The 14,772-nt window shown below is 60.4% G+C and carries 15 protein-coding genes and 1 pseudogene; 12 read left to right on the plus strand and 4 right to left on the minus strand.

The features are described from left to right. Window positions 1-6: 6 nt before the first annotated feature. Complete coding sequence (lptM, locus tag EOS_RS49135; protein WP_075645282.1) at window positions 7-327, minus strand: LPS translocon maturation chaperone LptM; 321 nt, start codon at window positions 325-327, stop codon at window positions 7-9. Between the two features lie 35 nt (window positions 328-362). Here lptM and cyaY point away from each other — a divergent pair, with 35 nt between their 5' ends. Further along, the gene (gene cyaY, locus EOS_RS04305) at window positions 363-680 is read left to right on the plus strand and encodes an iron donor protein CyaY (protein ID WP_047845363.1); all 318 of its coding nucleotides are present in this window, start codon (window positions 363-365) and stop codon (window positions 678-680) included. Between the two features lie 58 nt (window positions 681-738). Here the strand turns inward: cyaY and EOS_RS04310 are convergent, their stop codons facing one another. Then, window positions 739-3,147: a penicillin-binding protein 1A gene (locus tag EOS_RS04310; RefSeq protein WP_047845364.1), complete on the minus strand. Its 2,409-nt coding sequence runs from the start codon at window positions 3,145-3,147 to the stop codon at window positions 739-741. Window positions 3,148-3,472: 325 nt separating this feature from the next. On the opposite strand from EOS_RS04310, the gene EOS_RS04315 reads away from it, so the two are divergent. The 11 genes and pseudogenes from EOS_RS04315 (at window position 3,473) to ugpQ (ending at window position 13,155) form a co-directional block, all read left to right on the plus strand. After that, the gene (locus EOS_RS04315) at window positions 3,473-3,799 is read left to right on the plus strand and encodes a type IV pilus biogenesis protein PilM (protein WP_152693074.1); all 327 of its coding nucleotides are present in this window, start codon (window positions 3,473-3,475) and stop codon (window positions 3,797-3,799) included. Further along, a pseudogene (locus tag EOS_RS04320) lies at window positions 3,775-4,505 on the plus strand (type IV pilus secretin PilQ); the annotation flags it as partial. The gene EOS_RS04315 and the pseudogene EOS_RS04320, both read left to right, overlap by 25 nt. A 152-nt stretch (window positions 4,506-4,657) precedes the next feature. After that, a complete protein-coding gene (locus EOS_RS04325) occupies window positions 4,658-5,164 on the plus strand; it encodes a shikimate kinase (protein WP_407639106.1) in 507 nt (168 codons plus the stop codon). An 8-nt stretch (window positions 5,165-5,172) separates the two neighbouring features. Further along, the gene (gene aroB / locus EOS_RS04330) at window positions 5,173-6,249 is read left to right on the plus strand and encodes a 3-dehydroquinate synthase (RefSeq protein ID WP_047845415.1); all 1,077 of its coding nucleotides are present in this window, start codon (window positions 5,173-5,175) and stop codon (window positions 6,247-6,249) included. Between the two features lie 375 nt (window positions 6,250-6,624). Continuing rightward, on the plus strand, window positions 6,625-7,851 hold the full coding sequence (locus EOS_RS04335) for a deoxyguanosinetriphosphate triphosphohydrolase (RefSeq protein WP_047845367.1): 1,227 nt from the start codon (window positions 6,625-6,627) through the stop codon (window positions 7,849-7,851). A 74-nt stretch (window positions 7,852-7,925) separates the two neighbouring features. After that, window positions 7,926-9,248 (plus strand): sn-glycerol-3-phosphate ABC transporter substrate-binding protein UgpB, encoded by a 1,323-nt coding sequence (ugpB, locus tag EOS_RS04340; RefSeq protein WP_047845368.1) that lies wholly within the window; start codon window positions 7,926-7,928, stop codon window positions 9,246-9,248. Window positions 9,249-9,255: 7 nt separating this feature from the next. Then, the gene (gene ugpA, locus EOS_RS04345) at window positions 9,256-10,140 is read left to right on the plus strand and encodes a sn-glycerol-3-phosphate ABC transporter permease UgpA (RefSeq protein WP_047845369.1); all 885 of its coding nucleotides are present in this window, start codon (window positions 9,256-9,258) and stop codon (window positions 10,138-10,140) included. Beyond that, window positions 10,137-10,982 (plus strand): sn-glycerol-3-phosphate ABC transporter permease UgpE, encoded by an 846-nt coding sequence (gene ugpE, locus EOS_RS04350; protein ID WP_047845370.1) that lies wholly within the window; start codon window positions 10,137-10,139, stop codon window positions 10,980-10,982. Before ugpA ends, ugpE begins: the two co-directional genes overlap by 4 nt. Before the next feature lie 14 nt (window positions 10,983-10,996). Then, window positions 10,997-11,305, plus strand: coding sequence for an antibiotic biosynthesis monooxygenase family protein (locus EOS_RS04355; protein WP_047845371.1), 309 nt, complete (start codon window positions 10,997-10,999; stop codon window positions 11,303-11,305). A 10-nt stretch (window positions 11,306-11,315) separates the two neighbouring features. Next, window positions 11,316-12,398, plus strand: coding sequence for a sn-glycerol-3-phosphate import ATP-binding protein UgpC (locus EOS_RS04360; RefSeq protein WP_047845372.1), 1,083 nt, complete (start codon window positions 11,316-11,318; stop codon window positions 12,396-12,398). A 13-nt stretch (window positions 12,399-12,411) separates the two neighbouring features. After that, a complete protein-coding gene (gene ugpQ / locus EOS_RS04365; RefSeq protein ID WP_047845373.1) occupies window positions 12,412-13,155 on the plus strand; it encodes a glycerophosphodiester phosphodiesterase in 744 nt (247 codons plus the stop codon). A gap of 80 nt (window positions 13,156-13,235) precedes the next feature. Here ugpQ and EOS_RS04370 read toward each other — a convergent pair whose 3' ends face one another. Beyond that, window positions 13,236-13,613, minus strand: coding sequence for a DUF883 family protein (locus EOS_RS04370; RefSeq protein ID WP_047845374.1), 378 nt, complete (start codon window positions 13,611-13,613; stop codon window positions 13,236-13,238). A 315-nt stretch (window positions 13,614-13,928) separates the two neighbouring features. Beyond that, window positions 13,929-14,654, minus strand: coding sequence for an OmpW/AlkL family protein (locus tag EOS_RS04380; RefSeq protein ID WP_047845376.1), 726 nt, complete (start codon window positions 14,652-14,654; stop codon window positions 13,929-13,931). Between the last annotated feature and the right edge of the window lie 118 nt (window positions 14,655-14,772).

Consider the following 14,772-nt stretch of genomic DNA (forward strand, 5'->3'; position numbering starts at 1 on the left):
CAAAGATTATTCGCCGGAGGAAGCAGAAGCGGCTTTGGGTTCTGATGCTGACGCGGGCGATTTCATGTTGTCATCCGGGGAGAGCGAAAGCGCCGTGCCGGATGTGTCCGGAACGTCGCCGGTGTCGATTGCGGACGACGCTGCGGCCGGCGCATTTGCGTTTTTCGCACCGCTCGCCGGCAACGGCGGCAGACTGGCGGGACGAGCCGGGATCGGCGGGGCGACGGGCAAATAGAGCGGTCCACGCTGACCACAGGCGGCGAGCAGCGTGCCGGCGGAAATGGCCAAAGCCGCTACAATCGCGCTCATCCGGAAGACGACTTGCATTACTGTCCCTGACTAATTAATCGATGGAGTTTAGCATGACCGACAACGAATACCTGACCCTCGCCGAGGCTGCGCTGGCGGCCATCGAGCGGGACGTGGACGGCCTCGAAGCCGATGTGGAATTCGAGCGCAGCGGTAATGTTTTGACGCTTGAATTCGAGAACCGCACGAAGCTGATCGTCAACTTGCAGCCGCCGATGCACGAGGTCTGGCTCGCGGCAAAGGCGGGCGGCTTTCACTATAAATATGTGGACGGCGCGTGGCGCAACACGCGCGACGGCAGCGAGTTTTTCGAGGCGCTCAGCCGATACGCCAGCGAACAGGCCGGCGAACCGATTCGCTTTTCAGCTTAGTTTTCAGCAGAGCGTTCAACCCAAACCCCGGACCGGCCGGGGCTTAGGTTAATTGTGTTCAATGCCCCTTGAACAGATTCATGATGTCCTGCTTTTCCTGCTCGCCAACTGGCGGCGCGGGCGCAGCCGGCGACGTGCCGCTGACATCTTCCGGCACGGCCTGACTGACGCCGATAGTTGCCACAAAACCGTGCCCCGGCGTCAAGTCGTCGAAATACAGTTCGCCGCCTAGCGAGACCACGTCGGGTGGCATCGTCGACTTGTATTCCGGCACGCCGCGCAATGCCCGGCTCATGTACTCCATCCACACCGGCAACGCGAGTCCGCCGCCCGTTTCCTTGTCGCCGAGACTGCGCGGCGTGTCGTAGCCGATCCATGCAATTGCCACCAGAGAATGCTGGTAACCGGCGAACCACGCGTCGTGCGAATCGTTGGTCGTGCCCGTCTTGCCGGCGAGATCAGTGCGCTTCAACTGGTTCGTTCTTGCGCCCGTGCCTCGTTGGGCCACGCTTTGCAGCAGGCTGTTCATCACGTAGGCGTTGCGCGGCGTGATGGCAAGCGGCGCTGTGTCGCTGGCGATCAGCGGCTGCGGATGCGACACCACGGCGCCGCGCGGGTCGGTGATGTCGGCGATCAGGTACGGATTCACCCGGTATCCGCCGTTTGCAAACACCGAATACCCCGTCGCCATTTGCAGCGGCGTGACCTGACCTGCACCGAGCGCCATCGGCAGATAGGCCGGCTGACGTGATGCGTCGAAACCGAACTTCGTCACATACCCTTGCGCATACTTCGGGCCGATGTTGCTCAGGATGCGGATAGAGACCAGGTTTTTAGATTTCATCAATGCCGTGCGCATGGGCATCGGGCCGTCGAAACCGCCGCCGTAGTTCTTAGGCTCCCACGCCTGGCCGCCCGTTTCGGCGGCGCTGAAATAGAGCGGTGCGTCGTTGATGATGGTTGCCGGCGACAAACCCTTTTCCAGCGATGCCGAATAGATGAACGGCTTGAAGCTCGAACCCGGCTGGCGCCACGCCTGCGTGACGTGATTGAACTTATTCTTGTTGAAATCGAAGCCGCCCACCAGCGCGCGGATCGCGCCGTCCTGCGGGACGATGGAAACGAACGCGCCTTCCACTTGCGGCAGTTGCGTGATGACCCAGTTGTTGTCGTCGTTTTTCATCAGACGCACGATTGCGCCCAGACGGATGCGCTGGTTCGGCTGCGCCCGCGTGCTCAGCGCATTGGCGACAAAACGCAGGTCGTTGCCTTGAACCGTTGCCACGTTGCCATCGATAAAACTCGCCTTGACCTCCTTCGGGCTCGCTTCAGTGACGACGGCCGCGACGATCTCGCCGTTGTCGGGATGGTCGATGAGGGCGTCGTCGATAGCTTGTTCACGGTCGTCCGGGTCCGTGGGCAGATCGATATACCCCTCCGGTCCGCGATACCCATGCCGGTGCTCATAGTCCATCAAGCCTTTGCGCACGGCGCGGTAAGCCGCGTCCTGATCGGCGGAATCGATGGTTGTCACCACGTTCAGGCCCAGCGTATAAGCCTCCTCGCGATACTGCGTGTACATCATCTGGCGCACCATTTCCGCCACGTACTCGGCGTGCACGCTGAACTCGCGCCCTGCACCCTTCACTACGAGCGGTTGCTTGGCGGCGGCGTCGTATTGCTCTTGCGTGATGTAGCGCAGTTCGAGCATCCGTTCGAGGATGTATTGCTGGCGCACCTTCGCGCGCTTTGGATTGACCACCGGGTTATACGCCGACGGTGCTTTAGGCAAGCCGGCGAGCATGGCGGCTTCGGCGAGCGTAATGTCCTTCAGATCCTTGCCGAAATAAACCCGCGCGGCGCTCGCGAATCCGTAAGCGCGCTGTCCCAGATAGATCTGGTTCATATAGACCTCGAGAATCTGGTCTTTCGTCAGCGCGCGCTCGATCTTGTACGCGAGCAGCATCTCGTAGATCTTGCGGGTGTAGGTCTTTTCGCTCGACAGGAAGAAATTTCGCGCAACCTGCATCGTGATCGTGCTTGCGCCTTGGGACGCATGGCCGTTCGTTAGCGCCACCGTGCCGGCACGCAGGATGCCGGTCAGGTCGACACCGCCGTGATCGTAGAAACGCGCGTCTTCGATGGCGAGTACGGCCTTCTTCAGGTAATCCGGCACATCCTGAATCCGCACGACACTGCGCCGTTCCTCGCCGAATTCGCCAATCAGCACGTGATCCGCCGTGTAGACACGAAGCGGCACTTTCGGGCGGTAGTCGGTGAGCGCGTCGAGCGACGGCAGATTGGGCTGGGCAACCACTAGCGCATAACCGAGCACCAGCCCCGCGCTGATGATCAGCCCGACAATACAAACTAACAATCCGAGCAGAAGCCTGATCCAGAGCGGACGAACGCGCTTTGGAGAGTCAGGATGACGGGACGGCGGGGACGACGGAGACTGAGATTGCATGGCACCACCAAAAAACGGTCCCGCGATTATAGCTGCCCAACTTTACGGCTTTCGTCTGGCTTACTTGGGTGTTGCGCGCAGGTCGCGGGGACACCTGTTTGATCACGATAAGCGTTGACGGACTGACACGGCTAACGTTTGCATCGCGTCCTTTTGACGTTTCTCTACGCTTGTTTTGTGCCTGCCGGCAGCGGCGCTTTTAAGCCGCATTCTCCCTTTACGTTAGCCACTTGGGCGAATGGTGGCAACCACCGCCGCAGCCCACAATCGTTTCATTGCCAGCGCCCGAACGGTTCGACGCGCGGCCTGGAAAGAGCGGATGAGCATGGGTACGCAAGCAGCATTGCGCGGGTCGGTTTGGACCGTCACGCGCCGGTTCACGGCGGGTATCGACATTAGTGAAGAGGCTGTCAGGCTCGCCGTGCTCAGCAAGCGGCTGCAGGCGAACCGGCCGGTTTGCGTCGAGCGGCTGGAGGAGGTTCGGCTTGAGCCGGGCGCGGTCGTAGGGGGCGATTTCATCGACCGGGTCGCTATCTCGGCCGCGTTGCGCGAGGCCTTTTCACGACTGCCGGCGCGGGGTGTGCTGCGCTCGCTACGTTGTGCAATGGCGTTGCCGGCGTCGGCCACATTGACCAGCCGAGGCCGCAGGTGATGATCGAGGTGCGCATCGTGGAAGGTGACGCCGGTTTTTCACGCAATCTTGGCGTGAAGCTGTCGATGACGCCCACCGGCGACGCTACCGCGCGCGGTCTTGTAGCGGGCGCGGACGGCGCGGTCTTCGATTTATCGGCGCGGCCAATCGGCGGGTTCGACGCCGCGACCGCCGGCCTGACGCTATTCGCCGCGCAGGCCACGCGGTTGCTCAACGTAGAGTTGCGCGCGCTGGCAAACGAAGGCCGTGGCAGATTGTGTCCAGGCCGCGTGTGATCACGGCGGATCGCGTGACGGCGGTGGTCGAGCAGGGCACCGAATTGCCGTATCAGGCGAAGGTCGGCAACGGTGTGTCTGGCGTACAGTTCCGCCGGGCCGCGCTGAAACTGGAGGTCGAGCCCCAAATTACGCCGCATGGTCACGTGATCCTCGACCTCGATGTATCGAAGGACAGCGTTGGCGAGCAGACCGCGGCCGGCCCGGCGATCAACACGAAGCATGTCCAGACACGCGTGGAGGTGGAGGACGGCGGCACGGTGGCAATCGGCGGGATATATTCCACCGACGAACGCGAAGATGTCACGAGGGTCCCGCTGCTCGGTAAAATCCTGGTATTGGGTTGGCTTTTTCGTCATACCGCGCGCCGTAATTCACGCAGCGAACTGGTCATTTTCATTACCCCGCATATCGTTCCGGCGCGTCTGTGAAGGCCGCCGGCAAGCCTTCCCGACTCGACAAAGCGGCCCTTTTGCCCTTAAGCTCCCGCACGAACGGGACCAGAATCGGGACCGGAATCAATGCACAAGGAAGCGAGTTGGAAGCCGGGCAAGCGAACGCGAACGTATTTTTTGTCGGACTCATGGGGGCTGGGAAGACCACCGTGGGGAGGGCGGTCGCGCGCCGGTTACAGCGTTCTTTCATCGATTCCGACCACGAAATCGAGGCCCGCACGGGCGCGCGCATTCCGGTGATCTGGGAGGTCGAAGGCGAGGAAGGCTTCCGGCAGCGCGAAGCGGATGTGATCGACGAACTGTCGCGGCGCGAGAATATCGTGCTGGCGACCGGCGGCGGCGCGATTCTCCGGCCGGAGAATCGCGAACATCTGAAGAATCGCGGGCTGGTGATCTATCTGCGCGCCACGCCGCACGAGTTGTGGCAACGCACGCGGCGCGATAAGAACCGGCCGCTGCTGCAGACCGACGACCCGCGTGGCAAGCTCGAAGCGCTCTATAAGGCGCGTGATCCGCTGTATCAGGAGTGCGCGCATTTCATCGTGGAAACCGGCCGCCCAACCGTGAACAACCTCGTCAACATGGTGTTGATGCAACTGGAGATGGCCGGCATCGTCAAGCCGGCTACGTCATAATGTCCGCCATGATTACCGTCAACGTCGAACTGGGCGATCGCGCCTACCCCATCCATATCGGCGCCGGGCTGATTGGCCGGACCGAACTGTACGCGCCGCATATTACGGGCTCGTCGGTCGCCATTGTTACCAACACGACCGTCGACCCGCTCTATGGCGACGCGCTGCGTGCCGCCCTCGCGCCGCTCGGCAAAAAAGTCACGACCGTCGTGCTGCCCGACGGCGAGGCGCACAAGAATCTCGAGACGCTCAACCAGATTTTCACCGCGTTGCTGACCGAGCGCGCCGATCGCAAGACCACGCTGATTGCGCTGGGCGGTGGGGTGATCGGCGACATGACGGGTTTTGCCGCCGCCAGCTACATGCGCGGCGTGCCGTTTATCCAGGTGCCGACCACGCTGCTTGCGCAGGTCGACTCGTCGGTGGGCGGCAAGACCGGCATCAATCATCCGCTTGGCAAGAACATGATCGGCGCGTTTTATCAGCCGCAAGCTGTTATCGCCGACATCGCGGTGCTGCGGACGCTGCCGCCGCGCGAACTCGCTGCGGGTATCGCGGAAGTGATCAAGACGGGCGCCATCGCCGAGAGCGAATTCTTCGACTGGATCGAGGCGAACATCCCGGCTTTGAACGATTGCGACGCCACCGCGCTTGCGCATGCGGTGAAGCGCTCGTGCGAGGTGAAAGCAGCGGTGGTTGCCGCCGACGAACGCGAAGGCGGCTTGCGCGCCATTCTCAACTTTGGCCACACGTTCGGTCACGCGATCGAAGCGGGCCTTGGTTACGGCGAATGGTTGCATGGCGAGGCGGTTGGATGCGGCATGGTGATGGCAGCGGATCTGTCGGTGCGGCTCGGCCGGCTCGATGAGAACTCGCGCGCGCGCCTCACGCGGTTGATCGCGGCGGCGAAGTTGCCGGTCAAGGCGCCGGCCCTTGGCGCGGATCGGTATATCGACTTGATGAAAGTCGACAAGAAAGCCGAAGCGGGTGAGATCAAATTCATCCTGCTCGAGCGTTTCGGCAAGACAAAGATCACGGGTGCACCGGACGAGGCAGTGCGCGCAACGCTCGCGGCCAGCGTCTGACCGGCTGCGTTCAACAGCGGTTTTGCGACGAAGCTCAATCGCAAGTCATTTGGGCTCAACAGTGCGCTGACTTTCTTGACGAAGGCTCAGGGGCGTTCGCCGCCACGAAGACCGACATGGTTCATAGCAACGGGTAAGCAGCGAGACAATCCAGGTTCTGGAGGTATTCGCGATGGTTTCCCTAATTGGTTTTCCTAATGCTGTTTTGAGGCGCGACCGCTGTCACGAACAAAGCGATGGTAATTCGCGGTAACCGCCAAGCCGCGAGACGTTCCAGATTGGGGCATCGCGCCGACTCTCCTTGACGCTGCGTCGAGGCACGGCCGTTTCCCCGAAAAACACGACGAAGCAAACGACGATGATTCGGAGCAGCCGGTGAGCGACAAGACATTCGAGGTTTCCAGCATCACGCCGACGTGCTTCGCGCTTGAAGCACATCTCGCACCGTATGCCGCGCATTCGGCTGAGTCGCGCGGTCGCCGCTTCGACGAAAAACCGCCGGTTGCGCGCACCGAGTTCCAGCGTGACCGCGATCGCATTGTCCACTCCACGGCATTCCGGCGGCTCGAATACAAGACGCAGGTTTTCGTGAATCACGAAGGCGACTTGTTCCGTACGCGGCTGACGCACAGTCTGGAAGTCGCGCAGATCGCGCGTTCCGTGGCGCGTAATCTTCGCGTGAACGAGGATCTGGTCGAAGCCATTTCGCTGGCGCACGATCTTGGCCATACGCCGTTCGGCCATGCCGGACAGGATGCACTAAACGAATGCATGCGCGATCACGGCGGCTTCGAACACAACCTGCAGAGCCTCGTGGTCGTCGATGAACTGGAAGAACACTACGGCGCGTTCAACGGCCTGAACCTCTGCTTCGAAACCCGCGAAGGAATCCTCAAACACTGCTCGCATGAAAACGCGCTGAAGCTCGGCGCGTTGGGCGAGCGGTTTTTGAATCGCAAGCAGCCGTCGATAGAAGCGCAGATCGCAAACGTTGCCGACGAAATCGCCTACAACAATCACGACGTCGACGACGGCCTGCGCTCCGGCCTGATCACGCTCGACCAACTCGCCGACGTCGCACTGTGGCAGACACATTACGAAGCGGCACGCGGCGAGTATCCGGATATCGAAGGGCGCCGGCTGATTCACGAGACCATTCGCCGGATCATCAACACGTTGATCGTGGACTTGATCGAAACGACCAGTGCGAATCTGGCGCGCTTGAATCCACAATCGGTCGACGACGTCCGCAATGCGCCGGCGATCGTCACGCACGGCGAGAACGTCGCCGCCCAGGCGACCGAACTCAAGCGCTTCCTCTACAAGAACCTGTACCGCCATTACCGGGTAATGCGGATGGCGAACAAAGCGGGGCGCGTGGTGGGCGGCCTGTTCAAGGCGTTCAACGACGACCCGCGCCTGCTGCCGCCGGCTTATCAGGCACGCGGCCCGGTTGCCGAAGAGTCCGCCAACGACCCCCACAGCAGCGAGACACCTGCAGGCCGCACGCAGGCGCGTCTTATCGCGCATTACATAGCAGGCATGACGGATCGTTACGCATTAAAAGAGTACGGTCGTCTATTCGTCATGGACGACAATTAGAATCGCGCGTTCCAGGCGCGTTCCGCGCTTGTTCCAACCAAAAAACTCCACCGGGGTTCAAGGAGAGGTTACTCATGAGTAGTCGTAAGTTGCTGGCGGGCGCCTTTTCCGTTGCCGCCATACTCGCCTTTGGCGCAAGTCAGGCACAGGCCGCCACCGAAATCCAGTTCTGGCATGCGATGGAATCCGCACTCGGCGAGCGCGTGAATGATATTGCGAACGACTTCAACGCGTCGCAAAGCGATTACAAGATCGTGCCGGTTTTCAAGGGCAGCTATGACCAGACGATGGCTGCGGGCATCGCGGCGTATCGCAGCGGCAACGCGCCGGCCATCCTGCAGGTTTATGAAGTCGGCACGGCCACGATGATCCAGGCCAAGAAAGCCGTGATTCCTGTCTCCGATGTATTCAAGCAGGCCGGCGTTCCGCTGGACGAGAAAGCATTCGTACCAACCATTGCAAGTTATTACAGCGACTCGAAAACGGGCCACCTGATTTCGATGCCGTTCAACAGTTCGACGCCCGTCCTCTATTACAACAAGGACGCGTTCAAGAAAGCCGGCATCGATCCGACCCATCCGCCGAAGACCTGGGGCGAACTCGAAGCCGATGCGACAAAGCTGAAGGCGGCGGGAATGTGCGGTTATTCGTCGGGCTGGCAGAGCTGGATTCAGTTGGAGAACTACAGCGCGTGGCACGGCGTGCCGTTCGCATCGAAGAATAATGGCTTCGACGGCACCGACGCCGTGCTCGAATTCAACAAGCCGCTGCAGGTCGCGCACATCCAGTTCCTGCAGAACATGGCGAAGGAAGGCACGTTCACGTATGTCGGCCGCAAGGACGAGGCGGTATCGAAGTTCTATAGCGGCGATTGCGGCATCCTGACCAACTCGTCGGGCTCGCTTGCCAACATCAAGAAGTACGCGAAGTTCAATTTCGGCACAGGCATGATGCCCTACGACGAGAGCGTGAAGGGCGCACCGCAGAACGCGATTATCGGCGGCGCGAGTCTTTGGGTGCTCTCCGGGAAAGATCCGGCAACGTATAAGGGTGTCGCCAAGTTCCTCGCTTACCTGAGCTCGCCGGCAGTGGCTGCCAAATGGCATCAGGACACGGGTTATCTGCCGGTCACCACGGCTGCCTATGAGTTGACGCAAAAGCAGGGCTTCTACGAGAAGAATCCCGGCGCCGATACCGCGATCAAACAGATGCTGAACAAACCGCCTCTGCCGTTCACGAAGGGCTTGCGCCTGGGCAACATGCCGCAGATCCGTACGATCGTCGACGAAGAGCTCGAGCAGGTCTGGGCGCAGAAGAAAACGCCGAAGGAAGCACTGGATTCAGCCGCTTCGCGTGGCGACGATCTGCTGCGCCGTTTCGAAAAGGCCGGAAGCTAAACGCGCCATGGAAAAACGATCGCGGTTCAATACGAGCCTGCTGCCTTACCTGCTGGTCGCGCCGCAACTCGCGATCACCGCGCTCTTTTTTCTGTGGCCGGCCGGCGAAGCACTGTGGCAGGCCACGCAGAGTCAGGACGCGTTCGGGACATCGAGCGAGTTTGTCGGGCTGGCGAATTTCAAGCAAATCTTCACCGATCCGCTCTATCTCTCGTCGTTCAACACAACGATTATTTTCTGCACGCTTGTCACCGTTTCGGGGCTCGTGATCTCGTTGCTGCTGGCCGCGTGCGCCGATCGGGTGACAAGAGGCAGGAAGCTTTATCAGACGCTGTTGATCTGGCCGTACGCGGTTGCGCCGGCTATTGCCGCTGTGCTTTGGTCGTTTTTGTTCAATCCGAGTATTGGTTTGGTGACCTATGCGCTCGCGAAATACGGCATTGTCTGGAACCACGCGCTGAATGGTTCCCAGGCGATGTTCCTGGTCGTGCTGGCGTCGGTGTGGAAACAGGTCAGCTATAACTTCCTGTTTTTCTACGCCGGTCTGCAGGCCATTCCGCGCTCGTTGATCGAGGCGGCGGCTATTGACGGTGCGGGTCCTGTACGGCGTTTCTTCGGGATCGCTTTGCCCTTGCTCTCGCCGACTAGCTTCTTCTTGCTGACTGTCAATGTGGTCTACGCCTTCTTCGATACCTTCCCAGTCATCGATGCCGCGACCGGTGGCGGCCCCGCCCAGTCCACAAAGACTTTGATCTACAAAATCTTCGCCGAAGGCTTCCAAGGGCTCGATATAGGCAGCTCCGGCGCTCAGTCGGTCGTGCTGATGCTGATTGTGGTGGCGCTGACGGTCGTGCAATTCCGCTTTATCGAACGTCGGGTGCAGTACTCATGATCGAAAATCGTCGCGGTTTTGACCTCTTTTGCCATGCGGTGCTGATCCTGGGCGTGCTGCTGGTGGTGTTTCCGGTGTACATCGCCTTCTGCGCGGCCACCATGAGCGAGGCGGAAGTATTCAGCGTGCCGCTATCGCTGGTTCCAAGCACGCACTTGTTCGAGAACATCGCGAACATCTGGACGCACGGCAGCGGCAACGCGGCGGCGCCGTTTGGCCACATGCTGCTGAACAGCCTTGTCATGGCGCTCGTGATTTCGATCGGCAAGATCTCGATCTCGATGCTGTCGGCCTACGCCATTGTGTTCTTCCGCTTCCCGTTTAAAAACCTGGCCTTCTGGCTAATCTTCATCACGCTGATGCTGCCGGTGGAAGTGCGGATTTTCCCGACGGTTCAGGTCGTTTCATCGATGCATCTCAGCAACACGTACGCCGGTCTGACGCTGCCGCTGATCGCATCGGCGACGGCTACGTTCCTGTTCCGCCAGTTCTTCATGACGCTGCCCGATGAACTGATGGAGGCGGCGCGTATCGACGGTGCGGGCGCGTTGCGATTCTTGTGGGACGTGGTGCTGCCGCTGTCGAAGACGAACATTGCCGCGCTGTTCGTGATCACGTTCATCTATGGCTGGAATCAGTATCTGTGGCCGATCCTGATCACCAGCGACCAGTCGCTGCAAACGGCGGTGGTCGGCATCAAGAGCATGATCGCTTCCGGCGACACGGCTACCGAGTGGCAGTTGGTCATGACCGCGACGCTGCTCGCCATGCTGCCGCCGCTCGCAGTCGTACTGACGATGCAGCGCTGGTTCGTGCGCGGTCTCGTCGATTCCGAAAAATAACGGAGGCTCATTCAATGATCCTGGAAATTGCTCAACTGCCGGTGAAAGCCGGCGAAGAAACCGCGTTCGAAGCGGCGTTCGCTGAAGCCGGGAAGATCATCTCGGCGCAACCGGGTTATCTCTCGCACGAACTGGTGCGCGGCGCCGACGCGAACAACGGCTCGCAGTACGTGCTGCTCGTGCGGTGGGAAACGGTCGCAGCGCATCAGGAAGGTTTCCGCAACTCCGCCGACTACCAGACGTGGCGTGAGTTGCTGCACAAATTCTATGAACCCGGCATCGCGGTCGCGCATTTTGCGACGGTCGCGGGCGCACTTAAATGAAGGCGGTCCGATGGCTGCACTGAGCCTTCAAGGCGTCAAGAAAACCTACGACAGCAAGCAGTTCGTTCTGCATGGCATCGACGTGGAAGTGACCGACGGCGAATTCGTCGTCATGGTCGGACCGTCGGGCTGCGGGAAGTCGACTTTGCTGCGGATGGTCGCGGGGCTGGAAAGCGTGTCCGAAGGGACGATTTCCATCGGCGAGAAAGTGGTGAATACGCTGGAGCCGAAAGATCGCGACATCGCGATGGTGTTCCAGAACTACGCACTTTATCCGCACATGAGCGTTGCGCAGAACATGGCGTACGCGTTGAAGATCGGCGGCGTGGATCGGGCAGCGATCGATAAGCGCGTGCAGAACGCGGCGAAGATCCTGGAGCTCGAGCCACTGCTGGCGCGTAAGCCGCGCGAGTTGTCCGGCGGCCAGCGGCAACGCGTGGCGATGGGCCGCGCGATCGTGCGCGAACCGGCGGTGTTTCTCTTCGACGAACCGCTGTCCAACCTCGACGCCAAGTTGCGCGTGCAAATGCGGCTGGAAATCCAGCGGCTGCATGCGCGTCTCGCGACCACGAGCCTCTACGTCACGCACGACCAGATCGAGGCCATGACGCTCGCTCAACGCGTGATTGTGATGAATCGCGGCCGCGCGGAGCAGATCGGACCGCCGACCGAGGTTTATGAGCGCCCGGCGACTGTGTTTGTCGCGAGTTTTATCGGATCTCCGGCAATGAATTTGCTGGAAGGGCGTGTATCGGACGACGGTTCGACCTTCGACGTCGCGGGCAATGGGCCGCGCCTGCCGCTCGCGGGCATGCAAACGCTGCAGCAGGAGCTGAAGGGCCGCGAGTGGGTGTTAGGCATCCGGCCGGAACACATGCTGCCGGGGCAGCAGAGCGCGCACGCGACCTTGACAGCCGATTCCTGCGAACTCCTCGGCGCCGATAATCTCGCGCATGGCCGTTGGGGCAAACACGATGTCGCGGCACGTTTGCCACATGAACATCGTCCGGCTCGAGGTGAGGCGCTGGAAGTGGCGCTACCGGCCCACCGGCTGCATTTCTTCGATCCGGCGACCGGTTTGCGCGTGAACTAAAAGGACATTAACGATGAAAATTTGGCCTTATCCGCGCATCGTCGCGCATCGTGGCGGCGGGAAAGTCGCGCCGGAAAACACGCTCGACGGTATCGATACCGGCGCCCGGCTCGGCCTGAAAATGATCGAGTTCGACGCGAAGTTATCGGCGGATAACGTCGTGTTTTTACTACACGATGACCTCGTCGAGCGCACATCGAACGGTCGGGGCGCGGCGAAAACCTTCCGCTACGAAGAACTTGAACGACTCGACGCCGGTAGCTGGTTCGACCCGCGTTTCGCCGGTGCACGCATGCCGACGCTCGCTCAGGTTGCCGAACGCTGTTTTACGCATGGATTGGCGGCGAATATCGAAATCAAGCCGTGCGAAGGGCGCGACGAGGAAACGGGTGTTTTAGTGGCGCGGGAGGCCGCGCGCCTGTGGTCGGGCGCGGAACCGGCGCCGTTGTTGTCGTCGTTTTCCTATGCTGCGCTTGCGGCGGCCGCCGAGGCTGCGCCCGATCTGCCGCGCGGCATGCTCTACGAAACCATTCCCGGCGACTGGCGGGCGCAAACCGCCGCGCTGTCGTGCGTATCGCTGCATGCTGACCACAAGACGCTGGACGAGCGGCTGGTTGCCGAGATCAAGGATTCCGGCTTGCGGATTCTCGCCTACACCGTCAATGACCCGGAGCGGGCGCGTGAGCTCGCGCAATGGGGTGTCGACGCGATCTGTACGGATCGTATCGATGTGATCGGCGCGGATTTTCTCGATTGAACTGAAAAAGCGAACGCATTAGAAAACGCGCGCCGGAAGCGATTCCGGCGCGCGTTTTTTTGTCTGCACAAGCAAAACGCTTATCGGACGCGGGCCAGCAACACGCCCGCCACCAGCGCCAGGCCGCCCACCAGGGCAATGGCTTGCCACGGTTTGTCGTGAATATAGGTGTCCGCATCGGCCAGGGCCGTATTCGCGCGAGCGCGTACCGCGTCGTGCGTGTCGTTCAAACGCGCGCGTGCCGAATCCACGCTCTTGCTCAACTGGGCCCGCAGCACAGCGACGTCGGCTGATGTCCCTTCCGACAACGTTTCTTCAATTTCCGAAATCAGCGTGCGCAATTCGCTGCCGATATCCTGTGCTGCTTCGCGGCTGTGACGCGAAATCCGGCGTGCACGGCGGCTGGTGGAGTTCCATGAATCTCCGATGGCATCTCGCGTATTGGGGAATGCGTTCATAGGATCGCTCCGTCGATGGATGAATCGTGGATGGGCCGCGAAATAGCGGAAAAACTGAAGGTGAGCAAGTTGGATGCCGATTGACCCGACGCGTTCAACATCGCACGGCCAAGGCTTGCCGCGCAAGGCGTCCGGTGAAAAATAGAAGTTCAGGGAAAAGTAGAAACTGCGCTGGCTTACCTGAAAAAGGTCGTCAGCGTGTCAATTTTACAAACGCTGAAAAATCAAACGCCGTCGCGAGGAACCCTCGGGACGGCGTTTGTTTCTCGCCTGGCGTAGGTGGAGCAGCAGGAACAGCGGGCCAGGCGGGTGCGTTTAAAACCGGTATCCGACGTTCAGATACGTCACGATCGGATTCAGTTTGAGTTTTGCTTCCGACGTCACGGTGAGCTGGCCTGTTGGCGTCTGCGCCTGGGTTGTCAGCTTAGCGGTGGCGTGAAGCGGCACGAAGGAGATGGAAAAACCGGCGAACCAGTGTTCGCTGAACGCGTATGTAAGGCCTGCATTAAACACGGGAGCCCACGAACTATCCGTCGATACATCGGTCGGACCATGCAGCACGTTAGTTTCGAAACCGGTATTCGTAATTTTTGCGTCGGTGAACCACACCCGTGTCACACCGATGCCAACGTACGGGCGGATCTTCGACTGCGGCTGCATGAAGTAGTACTTCAGCAGCAGCGTCGGGCTCCACTGCTTGGCCGAACCGAGCGTGCCATATTGCGAGTACGACTTTTCGCCCTTCAGGTCGAAGGTGGGCGGAATGCCTAAAACGAATTCGCCGGCTATATGGTCGGTGACAAAGTAGCCCGCGGTGAAACCTGCGGTATCGGCGTTGGACAGGCTAGCGCCGGTATTCGGCACTTCAATGCCGACTGGCGATCCGCCGACGCTCGTTTCCTTGAGCGGGCCGCTGCTGGAGATTGGAGCGAAATGGAACCAGCCGGTGGTGACGAAAAAAGTATTTGCCGACTGTGCATGCGCCGCGCCAGACATGCATGCGAACGCGGTGACCCCCGTAACAACCCGTTTTATTGTCATTGAGTGCTCCTCCGAAAAAGCACGCTAATTATGAACAGAACATTTGAAACAAACCATGCTTGGCCGCAGAGCGTTTTCCCTAAGAAGAATGCTGGCTCCAATTGGTTTAGCGCGGTGC

This window comes from Caballeronia mineralivorans PML1(12), assembly GCF_001028175.1.
GTDB classification, from domain to species: domain Bacteria; phylum Pseudomonadota; class Gammaproteobacteria; order Burkholderiales; family Burkholderiaceae; genus Caballeronia; species Caballeronia mineralivorans.

Coding starts and splice junctions, on each gene's coding strand:
- EOS_RS04380 (WP_047845376.1), bottom strand. CDS start 14,654: ATGACAATAAAACGGGTTGTTACGGGGGTCACCGCGTTCGCATGCATG.
- ugpE (WP_047845370.1), top strand. CDS start 10,137: ATGATCGAAAATCGTCGCGGTTTTGACCTCTTTTGCCATGCGGTGCTG.
- EOS_RS04315 (WP_152693074.1), top strand. CDS start 3,473: ATGGGTACGCAAGCAGCATTGCGCGGGTCGGTTTGGACCGTCACGCGC.
- EOS_RS04370 (WP_047845374.1), bottom strand. CDS start 13,613: ATGAACGCATTCCCCAATACGCGAGATGCCATCGGAGATTCATGGAAC.
- ugpA (WP_047845369.1), top strand. CDS start 9,256: ATGGAAAAACGATCGCGGTTCAATACGAGCCTGCTGCCTTACCTGCTG.
- lptM (WP_075645282.1), bottom strand. CDS start 327: ATGCAAGTCGTCTTCCGGATGAGCGCGATTGTAGCGGCTTTGGCCATT.
- EOS_RS04355 (WP_047845371.1), top strand. CDS start 10,997: ATGATCCTGGAAATTGCTCAACTGCCGGTGAAAGCCGGCGAAGAAACC.
- EOS_RS04360 (WP_047845372.1), top strand. CDS start 11,316: ATGGCTGCACTGAGCCTTCAAGGCGTCAAGAAAACCTACGACAGCAAG.
- cyaY (WP_047845363.1), top strand. CDS start 363: ATGACCGACAACGAATACCTGACCCTCGCCGAGGCTGCGCTGGCGGCC.
- EOS_RS04310 (WP_047845364.1), bottom strand. CDS start 3,147: ATGCAATCTCAGTCTCCGTCGTCCCCGCCGTCCCGTCATCCTGACTCT.
- EOS_RS04325 (WP_407639106.1), top strand. CDS start 4,658: ATGGGGGCTGGGAAGACCACCGTGGGGAGGGCGGTCGCGCGCCGGTTA.
- ugpQ (WP_047845373.1), top strand. CDS start 12,412: ATGAAAATTTGGCCTTATCCGCGCATCGTCGCGCATCGTGGCGGCGGG.
- aroB (WP_047845415.1), top strand. CDS start 5,173: ATGATTACCGTCAACGTCGAACTGGGCGATCGCGCCTACCCCATCCAT.
- ugpB (WP_047845368.1), top strand. CDS start 7,926: ATGAGTAGTCGTAAGTTGCTGGCGGGCGCCTTTTCCGTTGCCGCCATA.